The sequence below is a fragment of the Streptomyces sp. B93 genome (genome assembly GCF_018070565.1).
Lineage (GTDB): Bacteria > Actinomycetota > Actinomycetes > Streptomycetales > Streptomycetaceae > Streptomyces.
On sequence record NZ_JAGPXL010000004.1, the window covers coordinates 1 to 16,639 of the forward strand.

Annotated in this window: 12 protein-coding genes; 6 read left to right on the forward strand and 6 right to left on the reverse strand. The window is 75.3% G+C overall.

Annotated elements, in window-relative coordinates; translation table 11 throughout:
* Positions 1 to 154: 154 nt before the first annotated feature.
* The 3 genes from KBY47_RS05160 to KBY47_RS05170 all read right to left on the reverse strand — a co-directional run bounded on the left by KBY47_RS05160 (position 155) and on the right by KBY47_RS05170 (position 6,582).
* Entirely contained in the window at positions 155 to 4,453 is a 4,299-nt protein-coding gene (locus KBY47_RS05160) for a cation-translocating P-type ATPase (protein WP_210919707.1), read from the reverse strand.
* A gap of 9 nt (positions 4,454 to 4,462) precedes the next feature.
* Positions 4,463 to 5,197, reverse strand: a complete 735-nt coding sequence (locus tag KBY47_RS37155) for a hypothetical protein (RefSeq protein WP_210919708.1) — start codon at positions 5,195 to 5,197, stop codon at positions 4,463 to 4,465.
* Between the two features lie 110 nt (positions 5,198 to 5,307).
* On the reverse strand, positions 5,308 to 6,582 hold the full coding sequence (locus KBY47_RS05170) for a PHB depolymerase family esterase (protein WP_210919709.1): 1,275 nt from the start codon (positions 6,580 to 6,582) through the stop codon (positions 5,308 to 5,310).
* A gap of 381 nt (positions 6,583 to 6,963) precedes the next feature.
* Between KBY47_RS05170 and KBY47_RS05175 the strand changes: the two genes are divergently transcribed.
* Positions 6,964 to 7,752 carry a pectate lyase gene (locus KBY47_RS05175; RefSeq protein ID WP_210919710.1) on the forward strand — a complete coding sequence of 263 codons (789 nt, stop codon included), beginning with the start codon at positions 6,964 to 6,966 and terminating at the stop codon, positions 7,750 to 7,752.
* Positions 7,753 to 7,815: 63 nt separating this feature from the next.
* Here the strand turns inward: KBY47_RS05175 and KBY47_RS05180 are convergent, their stop codons facing one another.
* Positions 7,816 to 8,571 carry a PaaX family transcriptional regulator C-terminal domain-containing protein gene (locus KBY47_RS05180; RefSeq protein WP_210919711.1) on the reverse strand — a complete coding sequence of 252 codons (756 nt, stop codon included), beginning with the start codon at positions 8,569 to 8,571 and terminating at the stop codon, positions 7,816 to 7,818.
* A 72-nt stretch (positions 8,572 to 8,643) separates the two neighbouring features.
* Here KBY47_RS05180 and KBY47_RS05185 point away from each other — a divergent pair, with 72 nt between their 5' ends.
* Complete coding sequence (locus KBY47_RS05185) at positions 8,644 to 10,275, forward strand: acyl-CoA dehydrogenase family protein (protein WP_210919712.1); 1,632 nt, start codon at positions 8,644 to 8,646, stop codon at positions 10,273 to 10,275.
* A 507-nt stretch (positions 10,276 to 10,782) separates the two neighbouring features.
* Here the strand turns inward: KBY47_RS05185 and KBY47_RS05190 are convergent.
* A complete protein-coding gene (locus KBY47_RS05190) occupies positions 10,783 to 11,367 on the reverse strand; it encodes a hypothetical protein (protein WP_210919713.1) in 585 nt (194 codons plus the stop codon).
* A 274-nt stretch (positions 11,368 to 11,641) separates the two neighbouring features.
* Between KBY47_RS05190 and KBY47_RS05195 the strand changes: the two genes are divergently transcribed.
* The 4 genes from KBY47_RS05195 (at position 11,642) to KBY47_RS05210 (ending at position 15,520) form a co-directional block, all read left to right on the forward strand.
* On the forward strand, positions 11,642 to 12,736 hold the full coding sequence (locus KBY47_RS05195) for an exo-alpha-sialidase (protein ID WP_210919714.1): 1,095 nt from the start codon (positions 11,642 to 11,644) through the stop codon (positions 12,734 to 12,736).
* 69 nt (positions 12,737 to 12,805) lie between these two features.
* Entirely contained in the window at positions 12,806 to 13,483 is a 678-nt protein-coding gene (locus KBY47_RS05200; protein WP_210919715.1) for a uracil-DNA glycosylase, read from the forward strand.
* The gene (locus KBY47_RS05205; RefSeq protein ID WP_308405049.1) at positions 13,480 to 14,469 is read left to right on the forward strand and encodes a BadF/BadG/BcrA/BcrD ATPase family protein; all 990 of its coding nucleotides are present in this window, start codon (positions 13,480 to 13,482) and stop codon (positions 14,467 to 14,469) included. Before KBY47_RS05200 ends, KBY47_RS05205 begins: the two co-directional genes overlap by 4 nt.
* Positions 14,470 to 14,593: 124 nt before the next feature.
* Complete coding sequence (locus tag KBY47_RS05210; RefSeq protein ID WP_210919717.1) at positions 14,594 to 15,520, forward strand: sirohydrochlorin chelatase; 927 nt, start codon at positions 14,594 to 14,596, stop codon at positions 15,518 to 15,520.
* A 36-nt stretch (positions 15,521 to 15,556) separates the two neighbouring features.
* Here the strand turns inward: KBY47_RS05210 and KBY47_RS05215 are convergent, their stop codons facing one another.
* Positions 15,557 to 16,639, reverse strand: a complete 1,083-nt coding sequence (locus KBY47_RS05215) for a lactonase family protein (protein ID WP_210919719.1) — start codon at positions 16,637 to 16,639, stop codon at positions 15,557 to 15,559.

Here is a 16,639-nt window from a genome sequence, read left to right on the forward strand (position 1 = left end):
AAGGGCGAGCGCCTTGACCCCGGCAAGGGCGAGCGCCTTGACCCCGGCAAGGGCGAGCGCCTTGACCCCGGCAAGGGCGAGCGCCTTGACCCCGGCAAGGGCGAGCGCCTTGACCCCGGCAAGGGCGGGGGCCGCCCCCGCCGGGGCCCTTTGGTCATCGCCGTAGCGTGTTGACCGCCTGCTCCAGGCGGGGCAGTGCCCGCTGGCCCGTCACCGCCACCGCGATCGCCGCGACCACCCCGGCCCAGGCGACCGGGCCGAGCGGGGTGCAGCCGAAGGCCTGGCTGAGGCCCGGCGTCTGGATCAGGGCGACCAGGGCGGCGGCGGAGCCCAGGGACGTGGCCCGGACCAGGGGGCTGTCGCGGCGGTCGGCGAGGGTCTGGGCGAGCTGGGTGCCGACCACGCCGCACAGGGCCATGGTGGTGGAGCGGCGGGCGGTGCCCGGGGTGAAGCGGCCGATCAGCCAGGCCGTCACCGCGCCCAGACACGTGGTCAGCGCCCGGTCGCGGATCTGGCGCAGCAGCGGCTCGCCGAGCAGTTCGTTGCCCAGCGGCTCCGCGCCCGCGACCTCCAGCGCGGACGCGTCCTCCTCCGGCTGCCGCCGCGGGGTCACCGCGACCGCCATCGCCGGGAACAGGTCCGTGAACAGGTTCACCAGCAGCATCTGCCGGGTCGACAGCGGCGCCGACCCGGCGAGCAGGGTGCCGACGACGCCGAAGCCGATCTCGCCCGCGTTGCCGCCGATCAGGATCGCCACGGCGTCCGCGACGCTGTACCACAGGGCACGTCCCTCGGCGATCGCCTCGACGAGGACGGTGAGGTCGTCGCCGGTGAGCACCAGGTCGGCCGCGTTGCGGGCGGCGGCCGAGCCGCGGGCGCTGATGCCCACGCCGATGTCGGCGGCGCGGATGGCGGCCGCGTCGTTGGCGCCGTCGCCGACCATGCCGACCACCCGGCCCGCGTCCATCAGTGCTTCGACGACCTGGAGCTTCTGCTCCGGCGCGACCCGGGCTACGACATCGACGCCGTGCAGCATCCGGGACCGTTCCGTGCGGTCGGCGGCGGCGAGTTCATCGCCGGTGATCACGGCGGTGTCCTCCGGCCAGCCCAGGTCGACGGCGATGGCCCGCGCGGTCTGCGGATGGTCGCCGGTCAGCATCACCGGCCGTACGCCCGCCTCGCGCAGCCCGCTGACCAACGCGGTGGAGGTGTCGCGGGCCACGTCGGCCAACGCCAGCAGCCCGGTGAACTCCAGGCCCTCCAGGGGCGCTTCGAGTACCTCCGTGTCCTGTTCGCCGTCGGTCAGCACCCGGTGCGCCACCGCGAGGACGCGCAGTCCGTCGGCGGCGAGGTCGTGCGCGCCCTCCGAGGCGTGGCCGGGCAGGTCGGCGCAGGCGGGCAGAATGGTCTCCGGCGCGCCCTTGGCCACCAGCACCCGGGTGCCGTCCGCGGTCCGCCCCACGGCGGCGGCGTAACCGCGGCCCGCCTCGAAGGGGCGTCCCTCGGTCTGGGTCCACTCCGGGTCGTCGCGGTCCGCCGCGTCCAGGACGGCCTCGTCGGTGGCGTGCACGGGCTTGTCGGAGCCGCCGTTGAACTGGGGGCAGGCGCGCACCGCGGTGCGCAGGGTGGCGCCCGCGCGGGCCTCGTCCGGCTTGTGGACGGTGCCGTCGGGGTCGGTCACCCGGACCAGGCGCAGCTTGTTCTCGGTGAGGGTGCCCGTCTTGTCGAAGCAGAGCGTGTCCATCCGGCCGAGCGCCTCCAGCGTGCGCGGGGCGCGCACCAGCACACCCCGGCTGCTGAGCCTGCGGGCGGCGGCCAGCTGCGCCACCGTCGCCACCAGCGGCAGCCCTTCCGGTACGGCGGCCACCGCCACCGCGACACCGCCGCTGACCGCCTCCCGGATGGGGGTGCCGCGCAGCAGTGCGAGACCGGTCACCGCGGCGCCGCCCGCGAAGGTCAACGGCAGTGCCTTGCGGGTGAGTTCCTGGAGCCGGGCCTGTACCCCGGCGGCGGGCGGGGTGCGGGCGGCGAGGTGCACGGCGCGGGCGGCCTCGGTCCGTTCACCGGTCTCCACGACCACGGCACGGGCGTGCCCGGCCACCACGGTCGTCCCCTCGAAGACCATGCAGCGGCGGTCGGCGACCGGGGCGCGCGGGGTCGGGTCGGTCTGCTTGTCCACCGGCAGCGACTCACCGGTCAGCGCCGACTCGTCGACCTCCAGGCCGTCCTCCCAGAGCAGGCGCGCGTCGGCGGGCACGACGTCGTCGCCCTTCAGCTCGATCACGTCACCGGGGTGCAGCTTGGCGGCGTCGACGGTGTGCGCGGGGCCCTCCTCCTTCCCGTCCGCGACCCGGGCCTTCTGCTTCTGCTCGGCGACCAGACCGGACAGCGCCCGCTCGGCGCGCAGCCGCTGCACACCGCCCACCAGGGCGTTCAGGTCGAGGGCGCCGACGACCAGCAGCGCGTCCACGAAGGAGCCGAGGATCGCCGAAGCGGCCGAGCCGACGGCGAGGACCGGGGTGAGCGGGTCGTCGAGTTCGCCGCGTACGGCGTGCCCGAGCTGCACCGCCCAGCGCACCGGGGCGAACGCGGGGACCTCGGCGGCGGCTTCCAGCGCCTTGCGGGTACGGGAGGCCGCCTGTTCCAGCGGGGTCGGTGCCGCCTCCCGCATCCGCTCCAGGCGGGACCGGACCTCGTGCGGCGGCAGGGCGTGCCAGGCGACGCGGGGCCTGGGGTGCGGCGAGCGTGCCAACGCCACGCCGAGGGCGCCCCGGGCACCGCTCAGCAGCGCCACGGCCGCGCTCACGTCGACGGGCAGGTGCCGCAGTCCCGGCACCAGCGGACGGCGTCTGCCGCGGGTCTCCCCCACGGCCACCAGCAGCCCGGACAGGGCGGCGCCGGAGCGGGCCAGGGTCTGCGAGCGGCGGCCCACCGCACGGGCGGCGGGCACCGCGGCCAGGAGCCGCCACAGGTCCCGCAGGCCGCCCGGCGCGACCACGTCGGCGCCCCAGACGACGGGGGCGTCCTGGTCGGCGAGCGCGACAGCCACATCGCCGCCGAGCAGCCCGGTCAGCAGATCGTCGTCGTCGGGCGAACTCGGCCGGGCGACGGTGATCACGCCGCCGCGGTCACGCAGCCGGTCCACGACCTGGGCCAGCGGCCGGTCGTCGGCGACGACATGGTCGGCGAGGGCGGTGAAGTCCCCGAGCGCGGGGTGCTCCACCACCACGACCCGCAGCCCGGCGCGGCGGGCCGCGTCCAGCACGGCCTCCGCCCACGGGTCGACGCCCTCGTCGGGTGTGTGCAGGGCGCTGGGATGCAGCACCAGCGACTGGGCGGTCTCCAGCTGCCGCAGCCGGTCGGTGTCGCGCACCAGTACCCCGGTCCGGGAGAGCGCGGTGCCGAGCGCGGCGTGGAAGGCGGCGGGCCCGTAGCGGGCGGCCTTGGGCGACCCGGAGAGCACGGCCTCGGAGGCCTCCGCCGCGTCATGCTTGACCAGCAGCGTCGCGGCGGCGCCCAGCACACTGCCGGTCGACGCGTGGGCGGCGTACTCCTGTGCGGGCGAGGTGCGCAGCGGCGGACGCGGGCAGGCGTCCGCGGCGACATCGGGCCGCCCCGGCGCACACAGTCGATCGTGTACGGCGTCGAAGGCCGCCGCCCGCGCCACCGTGTCCACCAACTGGAAACCGCGCAGGGTGCCGTCGAGCAGCAGTGCGACGGGGGTCTGACCGGCGCCGTGGGTGGCCGCGTTGGCGGCGGCGAGCACCAGGTCCATGCGGGAGCGGCCGAGCCGGGCGCGCAGCCAGCCGCGGAAGCGGGGGTTCTCCCGCAGCAGGGTCACCAGGGCGGTGACATGGCGGGGCAGGGGCGGCAGCCGCAGCACCGAGGCGGTGACACCGGCGACGATCCCGGCCGCGTCGACGGCGAGGGCCGCGGCGGCGGTGCGCACCCCGGCCGGGTCGCCCGGGTGTGCGAACTCCTCCACCGTCTCGACGTCGGGGCCGAGCCCGTGCCGCTCGGCCAGTACGGAGGCCTTGTCCAGCACCTGGTCGGTCAGCGCGTCCTCGGTGGCGGCCACCACCAGGCGGGCGAGTCCGCCGTCCCAGTAGGCGTAGGCGACGTCGGGGCGTTCGGCGAGGGTGGTGGCCACCCGGCGCGCGGCGTGCTCCAGACCGCCCGCCCGCAGGACGCGTTCCCGGTGGGCGGGGCGCAGTGCGAGATGGGCCCGGCGGCCTGACCGCCAGGCGTGGTCGTCGCCGGGCAGCGCGTTGCGGCCGACGCGGGCCACCCTGACCACGGCGTCGGCGCCGCGCACCCCGGCCCGGGCGGTTCCGGCGACCGCGCCCGCCGCCGCGCCGACCGCGGGCGCGGCACCGCGCGCGAGCAGCCGGGGCGCCGCGAGCAGCACACCGGAGACACCCGACGACGGCCCCGTCAGCAAAGCCAGTGGCATGGTGCTCCCTCAGCTTCCGGTACCGACGCCGTGCCGTGCCCCGCTCGCGCGGGCCTCGTCGGGCGGGCGCTTGGCGGAGTCCAGCTTCGCGGACGGTGTGCTCGGGGTGGCGGCGCGTCCGGTCGACGCGGGGCCGTGGACGGAGGCGGCGACCTCGGAGGGCTTGGGCACGGGGCGGGAGCCGGGGGACGCGTCGGCGGGGGCACGGTCGGCGGGTGCGGCGGGCCGTTCTTGGTCGGCGGGCGCGCCGGGCCGCTCGTCGCCGGTGGCGGGCATGTCTCGCTCGTCGGCGGCGGGCTCGGTGGGCGCGGCGGGTCCGGACAAGGCGGTGGGTCCGGAGAAGGCGGTGGGCCCGGCGGACGCGGCGGGCTCCGTGGACGCGGCGGGCTCGGCAGATGCCTCGGCCCGCTCGGCCCGTGCCTGCCCGGCGCCGAACTCACCACCCTCACCGCCCTCGCCGAACTCGTCGCCCTCGGCATCCTCAGGGCGCGGCTTCGGCTGGGTGAGCCAGGCGACGGCCGCCCCGGCCACGGCGACCGGCCACTCGACGACCCCGGCCACCCCCAGCACCCCGGCCCCGGTGTACACGGCCAGCCGGCGGCGGCGCGGCGACACGGAGCCGACCGTGTTCAACGTCTCCTCGGCCACCCTGCCCACGAGCCCGGCACCGGGCACCCGGCCCAGCACCGACACCGCGCCGCGCAGCGGCTGCGGAAGGCCGGACGTCGACTTCTGCGCTGTCATGGCTCCCCACACCTCCCGGCAGATCACTCTGGTGGGAGGCCGAGTGCCCGCGAATCGGGTCGTCATCCGCGCGCGAAGTGACAAGTAGGGCCGCGTCCGGCCGGTGACCGTCAGCCGACGGCGCAGGCGGTGCCGTTGAGCGTGAAGGCGGCCGGGGCCGCGCTGTTCCCGCCGTGGTTCGCCTGGTAGCCGATGCTCACGCTCGCGCCGGGTGCGACGGAGCCGTTGTACGAGGCGTTGGTCGCCGTCACCTGCCCGGAGGCGGGCGCGTAGGTGGCGCCCCAGCCGCCGGTGATGGTCTGGCCGGCGGGCAGGGTGAAGCCCAGCCGCCAGCCCTGCACGGGCGCGGTGCCGGTGTTGGTGACCGTCAGCGAGGCGGTCAGGCCGGTGTTCCAGGCGTTCGTGGTGGCCGTCACCCGGCAGGCGCCCGGCTGCGGCTGGGGCGCCGGTGCGTCGCCGTCCAGGCCGAAGAAGGTCAGGACGCGCTCGCCCATGCCCCAGGAGTAGAGGTTGTGGCCGACGCCCTGGAGGCTGACGGCCTCGACGGGCGCCTGGTCACCGGTGCCGCCGTAGCGGGTGCGGGTCCAGCCCGCGGCGGGTGTGTCGGTGGCGGCCGGGGTCCCGGGGACGCCGAGGACGTTGGTCCACTGCTTGACCGCCTCGCCGAAGTTCGGGTAGCGCAGGACGTCGTCCTCGGTGCCGTGCCAGAGCTGCATCCGGGGCCGGGGGCCGGTGTAGCCGGGGTACGCGGCGCGGACCTGGTCGCCCCACTGCTGCGGGGTGCGGATCACGGTGCCGTTGGCGCAGGCGCTGTTCCATTCGGAGCCGTCGGTGGTGGCGAAGCAGCCGAACGGGACTCCCGCGAAGGCGGCGCCGGCCGCGAACACGTCCGGGTAGACCCCGAGCAGCACGTTGGTCATCATCGCGCCGGAGGAGATGCCGGTGGCGAAGACGCGGCTCGGGTCGGCGTCGTAGGTCCGGGTCACCCAGTCGACCATGGACCTGATGCCGACCGGATCACTGCCGCCGTCGCGGCGCAGCGCCTGCGGGGAGGAGACGTCGAAGCACTTGCTCGCGCGGGTGACCGACGGGTAGACGACGATGAAGCCGTGGCGGTCGGCGAGCCGGGCGTACTCGGTGCCGGAGTACATCGCCGGTCCGGATCCGGTGCAGTAGTGGACGGCGACGAGGACCGCCGGGCGCTCGGTGACGGTGTCGGGGACGTACAGGTACATCTGGAGGTTGCTGGGGTTGCTGCCGAAGCCCGTGACCTCGGTGAGCTGCGCGGTGGGGGCCGCGTCGGCGGGGGCGGCGGCCGCCCGGGGTGCGCCGAGCAGCGGCGCGGCGAGCAGGGACAGCAGCGCCGCGAGGAGCGCGACGGTCATCCGGCTCCGTGGTCCGCGTGCGGGGGTGCGGGTGAGGGCTGGCACGGGGTCGTCCCTTCGTGATAGCGGCTCGTGGGGGCATCGCTGAGGGAGGAAACACCGGCATGGTGGCATGCACATGGCCGCCATGGAAGCGCTCCCACGGGCCTTTCCCGGCTCAACCTCGGGTCCCCGTCGGGTCTCCGCGTACGTTCTGCGCGAGGCGTTGACTAGAAAGCGCTTGCCCTCTACGTTCCGTTCAGCGAGCTGACCCGCCCGCACCTGTCGACGGTGACGAGCGGGAGCGAGTGTTCATGTGGATGAACGACATCCAACATCCCGCCCCCTCACCGAACAAGCCCGTACGACCGGGACCCCCACGAAGAGAGAAGGAATCGGGACATGACCACGACACGACCGGGCGCCCACCGAGGGCGCGCGCTGACCGGCGGGCTGGCCACCCTCGGCCTGTCAGTTGGCATGATCATGACTATCGGAGCCGGTCCAGCGAGCGCCGCGACCTGGCCGACGCCGAGCGGCAGCCAGGGCGTGAGCGCCACCATCGCCGTCTCCGGTGTCCGGGACGGCGGGATGATCCGCTACTACGGCACCGGCGGCCTCGCGTCCGGCGGCCAGGAGGAGGGCCAGGACCCCATCTTCCGGCTCGCGGACGGCGCCACCCTCCGCAACGTGGTCATCGGCTATCCGGGCGCCGACGGCATCCACTGCATGGGCAGCTGCACGCTGGAGAACGTGTGGTGGGAGGACGTCGGCGAGGACGCCGCGACCTTCCGGGGCGGCACGAGCGCCGTCTACACGGTGCGCGGCGGCGGCGCCAAGAAGGCCGCCGACAAGGTCTTCCAGCACAACGGCGGCGGCACCGTGAACATCTCGAACTTCGCCGTGCAGGAGTTCAAGACCCTGTACCGCTCCTGCGGCGACTGTTCCACGCAGTACACGCGCCGGGTCAACCTCAACACCATCGAGGTGACCGGCACCGGGTCCACGGCGAGGATCGTCGGCATCAACACCAACCGCAACGACGTGGCGACCCTGCGCGGCATCACCATCCTCAACGACGCCGGCCGCAAGGTCGTCCCCTGCCAGAAGTACAACAACAACACGGCGGTCGGGACCGGCCCGGACAGCACCAACTGCCTCTACAGCGCCTCGGACATCACCTACCGCTGATCCCCCCACGGTGACGGCGGCCGTACCCGGCGCCCCCGCGCGGCGCCCCGTACGGCCGCCGCATCATGTCCGGCCGCCCCGCACGACCCGGGTGAGCTCCCGCTGGTAGTCGCCGTAGGCGTCCCGCAGCGCCGCGCCGGGCCAGTCGGCCGGGAGGAGCACGCCGGGCAGCACGGGGTCGGCGAGCAGATGGCGTACGACGGCCGCGAAGGCGGTCAGCCGACCGGCCGGGTCGGGGGCCCCGGCGGCCTCGGCGAGCAGGGCACGGGCGGTCGTGGCCCAGTCGCCCAGCGGCCACAGGCTCATGGCCAGCTCGCGCGCGTCCCGCGCGGGACGGGCCGTGTACGACTCGGCCACCCGCGCGAGGTCGTCCGGCAACGGGCGGTCGAGGTTGGCGGGCCGCAGCCAGACGCCCTCGCGCAGCTCGGCCAGGCGCAGGGTTGTCAGGTGGGTGCGCAGTCCGGCGCGTTCGGCGGGGCCGCGTCCCGTCGACGTGATGACGACCATCTCCCACGCGCCGTCCCACGCGCGCGTGCGGGGCCGCAGGGCGTCGTCCTGGCGGCGCTGCCGCTCCAGCAGCCGGTCGCTGAGGCCGTACACGGCATCGGTGCGCCGAAGGTCACCGGCGGCCACCATCCGGCTGAGGGCGGCCCGCAGTGTGGCGGCGCCGACCCCGAAGGGCTCCACCACCCGCACCAGGTCACGCACCGGCAGCTCGGGCGGGTGCGCGCCGAGCAGCACGCTCAGCACGACGGACCGCGCGGACAGCGGGCGCCGCGCGACCTCACCCACCCGCGGGTCCGGCACGTCTAGGGACATGGGCACGTACTCTACGCACGACCGTGTTGTTGCACTATTGCTACAGCCGCAGCGGGAGTGCAACATGACGGCATGACCGCCACCCATGACGTCACCAACCAGCCCCCGCCCCCGGCCCCGTACGACGCCGCCGACGACGCCGCCCTGCTGGAGGGGCTGCGGCGGGAGGGCGCCGGGTGGGCCGAGGAGGACATCCGGCGTCTCGGCCTGCGGGCCGGGAGCGCCGAGGCGCAGGAGTGGGGCGAGCTGGCCAACCGCCACGAGCCGGTGCTGCGCACCCACGACCGGTACGGCCACCGGGTCGACGAGGTCGACTTCCACCCGAGCTGGCACCACCTGATGCGGGTCGCGGTCGGCGAGGGCCTGGCGGGCACGCCCTGGGCGGAGGACCGGCCGGGTGCCCATGTGGCGCGTACGGCCGGCGGGCTGGTGTGGGGACACGCCGAGGCCGGGCACGGCTGCCCCACGTCGATGACGTACGCCGCGATCCCCGCGCTGCGCCGCGAACCGGAGCTGGCGAAGGTCTACGAGCCGCTGCTGACGAGCCGGGAGTACGACCCGGGGCTGCGGGTGCCCACCCAGAAGCGCGGCTTGCTGGCGGGCATGGGAATGACCGAGAAGCAGGGCGGCTCGGACGTCCGCACCAACACCACCACGGCCACGCCGACCGCCGAACCCGGCGTGTACACGCTGCGCGGGCACAAGTGGTTCACGTCGGCGCCGATGTGCGACGTGTTCCTGGTGCTGGCCCAGGCGCCGGGCGGGCTGTCCTGCTTCCTGGTGCCGCGCGTACTGCCCGACGGCAGCCGCAACCCCTTCCGCATCCAGCGACTGAAGGACAAGCTGGGCAACCGCTCGAACGCGTCCTCGGAGCCCGAGTTCGACGGCACCGTGGCCTGGCTGGTCGGTCCGGAGGGCCAGGGTGTGAAGACCATCATCGAGATGGTCAACTGCACCCGGCTGGACTGTGTGATGGCGTCGGCGACCCTGATGCGCAGGACCCTCGTCGAAGCGGGCCACCACGCCCGGCACCGGTCCGCCTTCGGGGCGCGGCTGGCCGACCAGCCGTTGATGCGCAACGTCCTGGCCGATCTCGCGCTGGAGTCGGAGGCCGCCACCACCCTCGCGCTGCGGCTCGCGGGTGCCGCCGACCGTGCGGTGCGCGGCGACGAGGGCGAGCGGGCGTTCCGGCGGATCGCCACCGCCGTCGGCAAGTACTGGGTGACCAAGCGCGGCCCGGCGTTCACCGCGGAGGCCCTGGAGTGTCTGGGCGGCAACGGCTACGTCGAGGAGTCCGGGATGCCCCGGCACTACCGGGAGGCGCCGCTGCTGTCGATCTGGGAGGGGTCGGGGAACGTCAACGCCCTGGACGTGCTGCGGGCGCTGGGGCGTGACCCGGCCACCGCGCAGGCCCTGTTCGCCGAGCTGGCCGCGGCGCGGGGCGCGGACGCCCGGCTGGACGCGGCCGTGACCCGGCTCAAGGACTCGCTGGCCGGGGCCTCCGAGGCCGGGGCCCGTCGGCTGGTGGAGCTGATGGCGCTCACCCTCCAGGCCTCCCTGCTGGTCCGGTACGCGCCGCCGGCGGTCGCCGACGCCTTCTGCGCCAGCCGGCTGGGCGGCGACTGGGGGCACGCCTTCGGCACCCTGCCGGACGGCGCCGACCTGGGGGCGGTCCTGGTGCGGGCGCTTCCGGCGGCGGACTGACACGCAGGCGACGCGAGGCGGCGGAACACGTCGACGGGCCGGGGCGTCGCCGTCGTCCGGTCCGGGTACGTCGGGCGGCACCCGTCATCCGGTCCGGGGCACCGGTGGACGCTGTCACCCGGTCCGGGGGGCGGGCGGTGCCGTCATCGGGCCCGGGAGTACCGGGCAACATCGTCTACCGGCCCGGAGAGCCGGTAGACACCCTCACCCGGCCCGGGGGGACCGGGCGGCACCATCAACCGGCCCGTGAGTGCCAGGCGCACCGTCAACCGGCCCGGAGCGCCAGTAGGCACCCTCACCGGCCCCACGGGTGCCAGGCCCACCGTCACCCGGCCCGGAGCGCCAGTAGACACCGTCACCGGCCCCACGGGTGCCAGGCCCACCGTCACCCGGCCCGGAGCGCCAGTAGACACCGTCACCGGCCCCACGGGTGCCAGGCCCACCGTCACCCGGCCCGGAGCGCCAGTAGACACCGTCGCCCGGCCCGGGGGGCACCGGGCGGTGTCGTCATCCGGTCCGGTGGCCCCACAGTGGGTCGAAGTGGGCCCAGTCGGCGTCCCACCGGTCCAGGCGCGCCTGTTCGAGACGGCAGCGCAGGGCCCGGCCCGCCAGGCAGGGCACCGCCGCCGCGCTCAGTCCGGCGAGGCCGCCGACGAGGGCGGAGTTCACCCGGGCCTGGACCTCGGTGGCGGGCTCGGTCACCAGGCGGCCCCGCCGGTCCGTCCACACGGTCACCGGGGCGCCCTCGGGGCTGCCCGGCCGGACCCTGACCTGCCCGGTGTGCACGACGCCGTCCGGCCCGGTCCAGCGGACCTCGGACCACACCCGCTCGCCCGCCCCGGCCTCCCGGTGCCCGCCGGGCACGGCTTCGGCGAGGTGCGCGGTGGTGGGGCGCCACTCGTCGCGCTGCCGGGCCAGTTGCCGTTCGACGGTGTGCGTGGCGGCCAGGCCCACGAGCACCCCGACGACGACGGTGAGCAGCCAGGCGCCTAGCAGCACCCAGCCCTCCACGACATCGGCACGGCGCCGCAGCGGGTTGCGCCGCCAGCGCCACAGCCGCACCCTCGTCACCCCCGGACCTCGGAACGCCATCGAAGGCTTCCTCCTCGTGAGCGCGTCGACATCCCCCGACCGCCACTCCATACGGCGGACGGCCCCCCGGTGCTCAGGACGAGCCCCTCCTGATCCGACGGTCCCACGGACCCGGCGGCCGCGCAGCCGGTGACCGGAGCCGACCGTCCACGACCGCTCCCGGAACCGGCGACACCGCGCTGACCTGCGGCAGTGCCCGATGCAGGGGTGACTGTCAGTGGTGGGGTGCAGACTGGCCGGTGTCTGAGACAAAGACGTCGCGGAGGTGATCGGCATGACCGAGGTACTGCTCGCCGTGGGCACGCGCAAAGGCCTTTTCATCGGGCGCCGGAGCGGGGGCACAGGGCAGCCCTGGGAGTTCGACGAAAGTCCGTATTTCAACGCGCAGGCCGTGTACTCGGTCGCGATCGACACCCGCGGCGACCGCCCGCGGCTGCTGGCGGGGGGCGACAGCGCGCACTGGGGCCCGTCGGTGTTCCACTCCGACGACCTGGGCCGCACCTGGACCGAACCGGCCCAGCCCGCCGTCAAGTTCCCCAAGGACACGGAGGCGTCCCTGGAGCGGGTGTGGCAGCTGCACCCGGCCGCCGCCGAGCCGGACGTGGTGTACGCGGGCACCGAGCCCGCCGCGCTGTACCGCTCGGAGGACCGCGGGGAGTCCTTCGAGCTGGTGCGCCCGCTCTGGGAGCACCCGACCCGCTCGCAGTGGGTGCCGGGCGGCGGCGGTGAGGGCCTGCACACCGTACTCACCGACGAGCGGGACCCGCGCGCGGTGACGGTGGCCGTGTCGACGGCCGGAGTTTTCCGCACCACGGACGGCGGCGCGAGCTGGCGCCCGTCCAACTCCGGCGTGTCGGCGGTGTTCCTGCCCGACCCCGACCCGGAGTTCGGTCAGTGCGTGCACAAGATCGCCCGGGACGCGGCCAACCCGGACCGGCTCTACCTCCAGAACCACTGGGGGGTCTACCGCAGCGACGACGCGGGCGGGCAGTGGACGGACATCGGTGAGGGCCTGCCGTCCACCTTCGGTTTCGCGGTGGCCGCGCATCCGCACCGGGGCGACACCGCCTATGTCTTCCCGATCACCGCCGACTCCGACCGCGTCCCCGCGGACCGCCGCTGCCGGGTGTTCCGCACCGCCGACGCGGGCAAAACGTGGGAGCCCCTGTCGGCGGGCCTGCCCCAGGAGGACCACTACGGCACGGTGCTGCGCGACGCGATGTGCACGGACGACGCCGACCAGGCGGGCGTCTACTTCGGCAACCGCAACGGCGAGGTGTTCGCCTCGCCCGACGACGGCGACAGCTGGCGCCAGCTGGCCGCCCATCTGCCGGACGTGCTGTGCGTGCGGGCGGCGGTCGTCGGATGAGCCACGGCCAACTGCCCGGCCTTGGCCACCGGTTGAAGTCCGGCACGCCCACGGCAGTAGGGTGACGCCGTGGCACCACGACCGTTGCATGAAATCGTCGAACCGGGCTGGGCGAAGGCCCTGGAACCCGTCGCCGGACGCATCGCCGAGATGGGCGACTTCCTGCGCGCGGAGATCGCCGCGGGGCGCACCTACCTCCCGGCCGGACCGAACGTCCTACGGGCCTTCCAGCAACCCTTCGACGACGTACGGGTCCTGATCGTCGGCCAGGACCCGTATCCGACGCCGGGGCACGCGGTGGGGCTGTCGTTCTCGGTGGCGCCCGATGTGCGTCCGCTGCCCGGCAGTCTGATCAACATCTTCCGCGAGCTGCACACCGACCTGGGGCTGCCCCAGCCGTCCAGCGGCGATCTCACGCCCTGGACCCAGCAGGGCGTGCTGCTGCTCAACAGGGCGCTCACCACGGCCCCGCGCAAGCCGGGCGCCCACCGCGGCAAGGGCTGGGAGGAGGTCACGGAGCAGGCGATACGGTCGCTGGCGGCGCGCGGCAAGCCGCTGGTGTCCGTGCTGTGGGGCAGGGACGCCCGTAACTGCCGTCCGCTGCTCGGCGATCTGCCGTCCGTGGAGTCCGCCCACCCCTCCCCCATGTCGGCCGACCGCGGCTTCTTCGGGTCGCGTCCGTTCAGCCGGGCCAACGACCTGCTGATCCGGCAGGGCGGTCAGCCGGTGGACTGGCGCCTGCCGTGACGGTGGGCGGCGCGGAGGGCACCGAGGCCGTCCTCGCCGTGGACTCGGGGGGCTCCGGGCTCCGCGTGGTGGTGGGGACGGTGGGCCGTGGGGTGCTCGGGCAGCGGGAGTCCACGGAACCGGTGCGGACCGGGCCACGGGGGCTCGACCCCGAGCATCTGATGGCCCAGCTGGCGCCCATGGTGCGGTCGTTGAGCGCGGAGACCGGCGTCGGCGCACTGGGCACGGCGGCGATCGGCGCCGCCGGTCTGGCCACGCTCGGGGACGCCCTGCGCGCCGAACTGCCCGGCGCCCTGAGCCGGGAGTTCGGGGTGCGGGCCGTCGCCCTCGCCGCCGACGCCGTCACCGCCTACGCGGGCGCCCTCGGTGCCCGGCCGGGCGCGGTGGTGGCCGCCGGGACGGGCGTCATCGCGATCGGCACGGAGCTGACGCGCTGGCGCCGGGCGGACGGCTGGGGGCATCTGCTGGGCGACTGCGGCAGCGGGGCGTGGATCGGCCGGGCCGGCCTGGAGGCCGCGCTGCGCGCCTTCGACGGCCGCGACGGCGGTTCGACCGCCCTGCTGGCCTGCGCCGAGGAGCAGTTCGGACCGGCGCCCGCACTGCCCGGGGCGCTGTACCCGCGGCCCGACCGGCCCGCCGTCCTCGCCTCGTTCGCACCCCGGGTGGCCGCCTGCGCCGACGGCGATCCGGTGGCCGCGGGCATCCTGCGCGCGGCGGCCCGGCACATGGCCGAGTCCGCCGCCGCCGTCTGCCCGGCGGAGGGCGCGCCGCAAGTGGCGTTCACGGGTGGCCTGATGAAGCTGGGCGCGCCACTGCTCGTCCCTCTGGAGGAGGAGCTGTCCCGGCGGTTGCCCGACGCGCGGCGGGTGGCGGCGGACGGCGATCCGCTGCTGGGTTCGGTGCGCATCGCCACCGACCTGGCGACCGGAGCCCTCGCACTGCCGGTCGACGGGACACTGCTGCACGTAGCAGCAACGCTCTCTTGACAGCCGCCGAATGGGCCGATCGGTTCTGATTCGTAAGTAACTCATCAGACAAAACCGGACGGATACCGCTCACCTGCACCCTCCCCGAACAGGGGAGCACCGGAAACAAGTAACATGCGGCGCCATGAGCTCCCCCACTGGGCCCGCGTCCGGCCTGCCAGTACGAATGCCGCGCCCCCGCCAGCCCGGGCGGCACCGCCGACCCGAGCCCCTGGCGGCTCCCGAGGGCGCGCCCGCGCTCGTCCTCGCGGTGCCTGGCACGCCCAGCGCCGCCACCCGCGGCCTGGCCGAGGAGATCGTGAGCATCGCCCGCTCCGAGCTGCCCGGCCTGGACGCGCGCATCGGGTACGTCGACGGTGACGACGAGGAGTTCCCCACACTCCAGTCCGTGCTGTCGTACGCCGCCGACGAGCGCACCGCCCGGTACGAGCAGGCGCTCGCGGCCGGGGTGGAGGACGTCAAGGAGCCCGACGGTCCCGTCGCCGTGGTGGTGCCGCTGCTGGCCGGTCCGGACAGCGCGCTGCTGCGTCAGGTCCGGCAGGCCGTGATGGACAGCCGGGTCGCGGCGGAGCTGACCGATGTGCTCGGCCCGCACCCGCTGCTCGCCGAGGCGCTGCACGTGCGGCTGTCGGAGGCGGGGCTGGCCCGCGCCGACCGGGCCCGTCTCTTCACCGTGGCGACCGCCGCCGACGGCATCGTGCTGGCCTCCGTGGGCGGTGAGGAGGCCGTGCAGGCGGCGGGGATCACCGGCATGCTGCTGGCCGCGCGCCTGGCGGTGCCGGTGATGGCCGCGGCGCTGGACCAGGAGGGCTCCATCAACTCCGTCGCCGAGCAGCTGCGTGCCGCGGGTTCGCAGCAGCTGGCGCTGGCGCCGTACCTGATCGGGCCGGAGATCGACGCGGCGCTGGTCGAGGAGGCCGCGAAGGAGGCGGGCTGCTCCGCCTCCGAGGCGCTCGGCCCGTACCCGGCGATCGGCAAGCTCGCGCTGGCCAAGTACACGACGGCGCTCGGTATCGCCCCGCAGCAGCCGCAGGGCGCGCCGGTGCGCTGAGGCTCACGCCACGGACGACATGGGGCCCGCTTGCGATCACCGGATCGGAAGCGGGCCCTTCGCCGTGCCGCTGCCGCCCCGGGCGGTCTCGACGACCACGCAGGACGCCGCGGGCACCTCCACCGCCCCGGCGCGCACCGGCAGCCCGGTGTCCGGGTCCAGGCGGAACCAGGTCACGTCGCCGGAGCGCTCGTTGGCGACGTACAGCAGGCCGTGCGCCTCGGTGAGGGCGCGGGGCCAGTGACCGCCGCAGGGCACGGTGCCGGTGAGCCGGAGGGTGTCGCCCTCGACGGCGAAGACGGACAGCACGTCCTCGCCCCGGGTGGCGGTCCACACGAACCGCCCGTCGGGTGAGACGGCGATGCCGGAGGGATAGGCGTCCCCGGCGGGGGCGGCGGCCAGCACCGGCACCTCGGCCAGCGGTTTCAGGGTGCCGTCGGCCGGTTCCCAGCGGCAGACGGTGAGGGCCGGGGTGAGTTCGCCGACGACGTACGCATATTGGCCGGTGGGGTGGAAGGCCAGGTGGCGGGGGCCGAAGCCGGAGCGCAGGGCGATCTCGCGGTGCGGTACGAGGGTGCCGTCCTTCAGGGTGCAGACGCGCACCGAGTCCGTGCCGAGGTCCACGCTGACCGCCCACCGGCCGCTCGGGTCGGGCTGCACCTGGTGGGCGTGCGGCTGCTGCTGGCGCGGGGTGTGCGGCCCGGAACCGTGGTGCTGGAGCACGCCGGGGGCGGTGTCCGCGAGGCCGCCGTCGGGGCGCAGCGGCACGGCGCTGACGCTGCCGGAGCCGTAGTTGGCGGTCAGGACGTGTCCGGCGTGGACGCTGAGGTGGGTGGGCCCGCTGCCGTCGACGGGAACCGGGGGTCCGGCGGGTTCGGGGGTGTCCCCGGCGACGCGGTAGGCGGCCACGGCGCCGTCGGTGGTCTCGCTGACCGCGTACAGCATGTCGCCCTCGGGGGAGAGCGCCAGGTAGGAGGGGTCGGGTACGCCGGTCACCGTGCTCAGCACCGTCAGCGCGCCGTTGTGCGGGTCCACCGCGGCGGTCACCACGCCCGGCCCTCCGGCCGCCGTGAACGACCCGATGAACGCCCGTCGCCGCCGCCTGTCGCCGTCTGCCAC

Coding starts and splice junctions, on each gene's coding strand:
- KBY47_RS05160 (WP_210919707.1), bottom strand. CDS start 4,453: ATGCCACTGGCTTTGCTGACGGGGCCGTCGTCGGGTGTCTCCGGTGTG.
- KBY47_RS37155 (WP_210919708.1), bottom strand. CDS start 5,197: ATGACAGCGCAGAAGTCGACGTCCGGCCTTCCGCAGCCGCTGCGCGGC.
- KBY47_RS05170 (WP_210919709.1), bottom strand. CDS start 6,582: ATGACCGTCGCGCTCCTCGCGGCGCTGCTGTCCCTGCTCGCCGCGCCG.
- KBY47_RS05175 (WP_210919710.1), top strand. CDS start 6,964: ATGACCACGACACGACCGGGCGCCCACCGAGGGCGCGCGCTGACCGGC.
- KBY47_RS05180 (WP_210919711.1), bottom strand. CDS start 8,571: ATGTCCCTAGACGTGCCGGACCCGCGGGTGGGTGAGGTCGCGCGGCGC.
- KBY47_RS05185 (WP_210919712.1), top strand. CDS start 8,644: ATGACCGCCACCCATGACGTCACCAACCAGCCCCCGCCCCCGGCCCCG.
- KBY47_RS05190 (WP_210919713.1), bottom strand. CDS start 11,367: ATGGCGTTCCGAGGTCCGGGGGTGACGAGGGTGCGGCTGTGGCGCTGG.
- KBY47_RS05195 (WP_210919714.1), top strand. CDS start 11,642: ATGACCGAGGTACTGCTCGCCGTGGGCACGCGCAAAGGCCTTTTCATC.
- KBY47_RS05210 (WP_210919717.1), top strand. CDS start 14,594: ATGAGCTCCCCCACTGGGCCCGCGTCCGGCCTGCCAGTACGAATGCCG.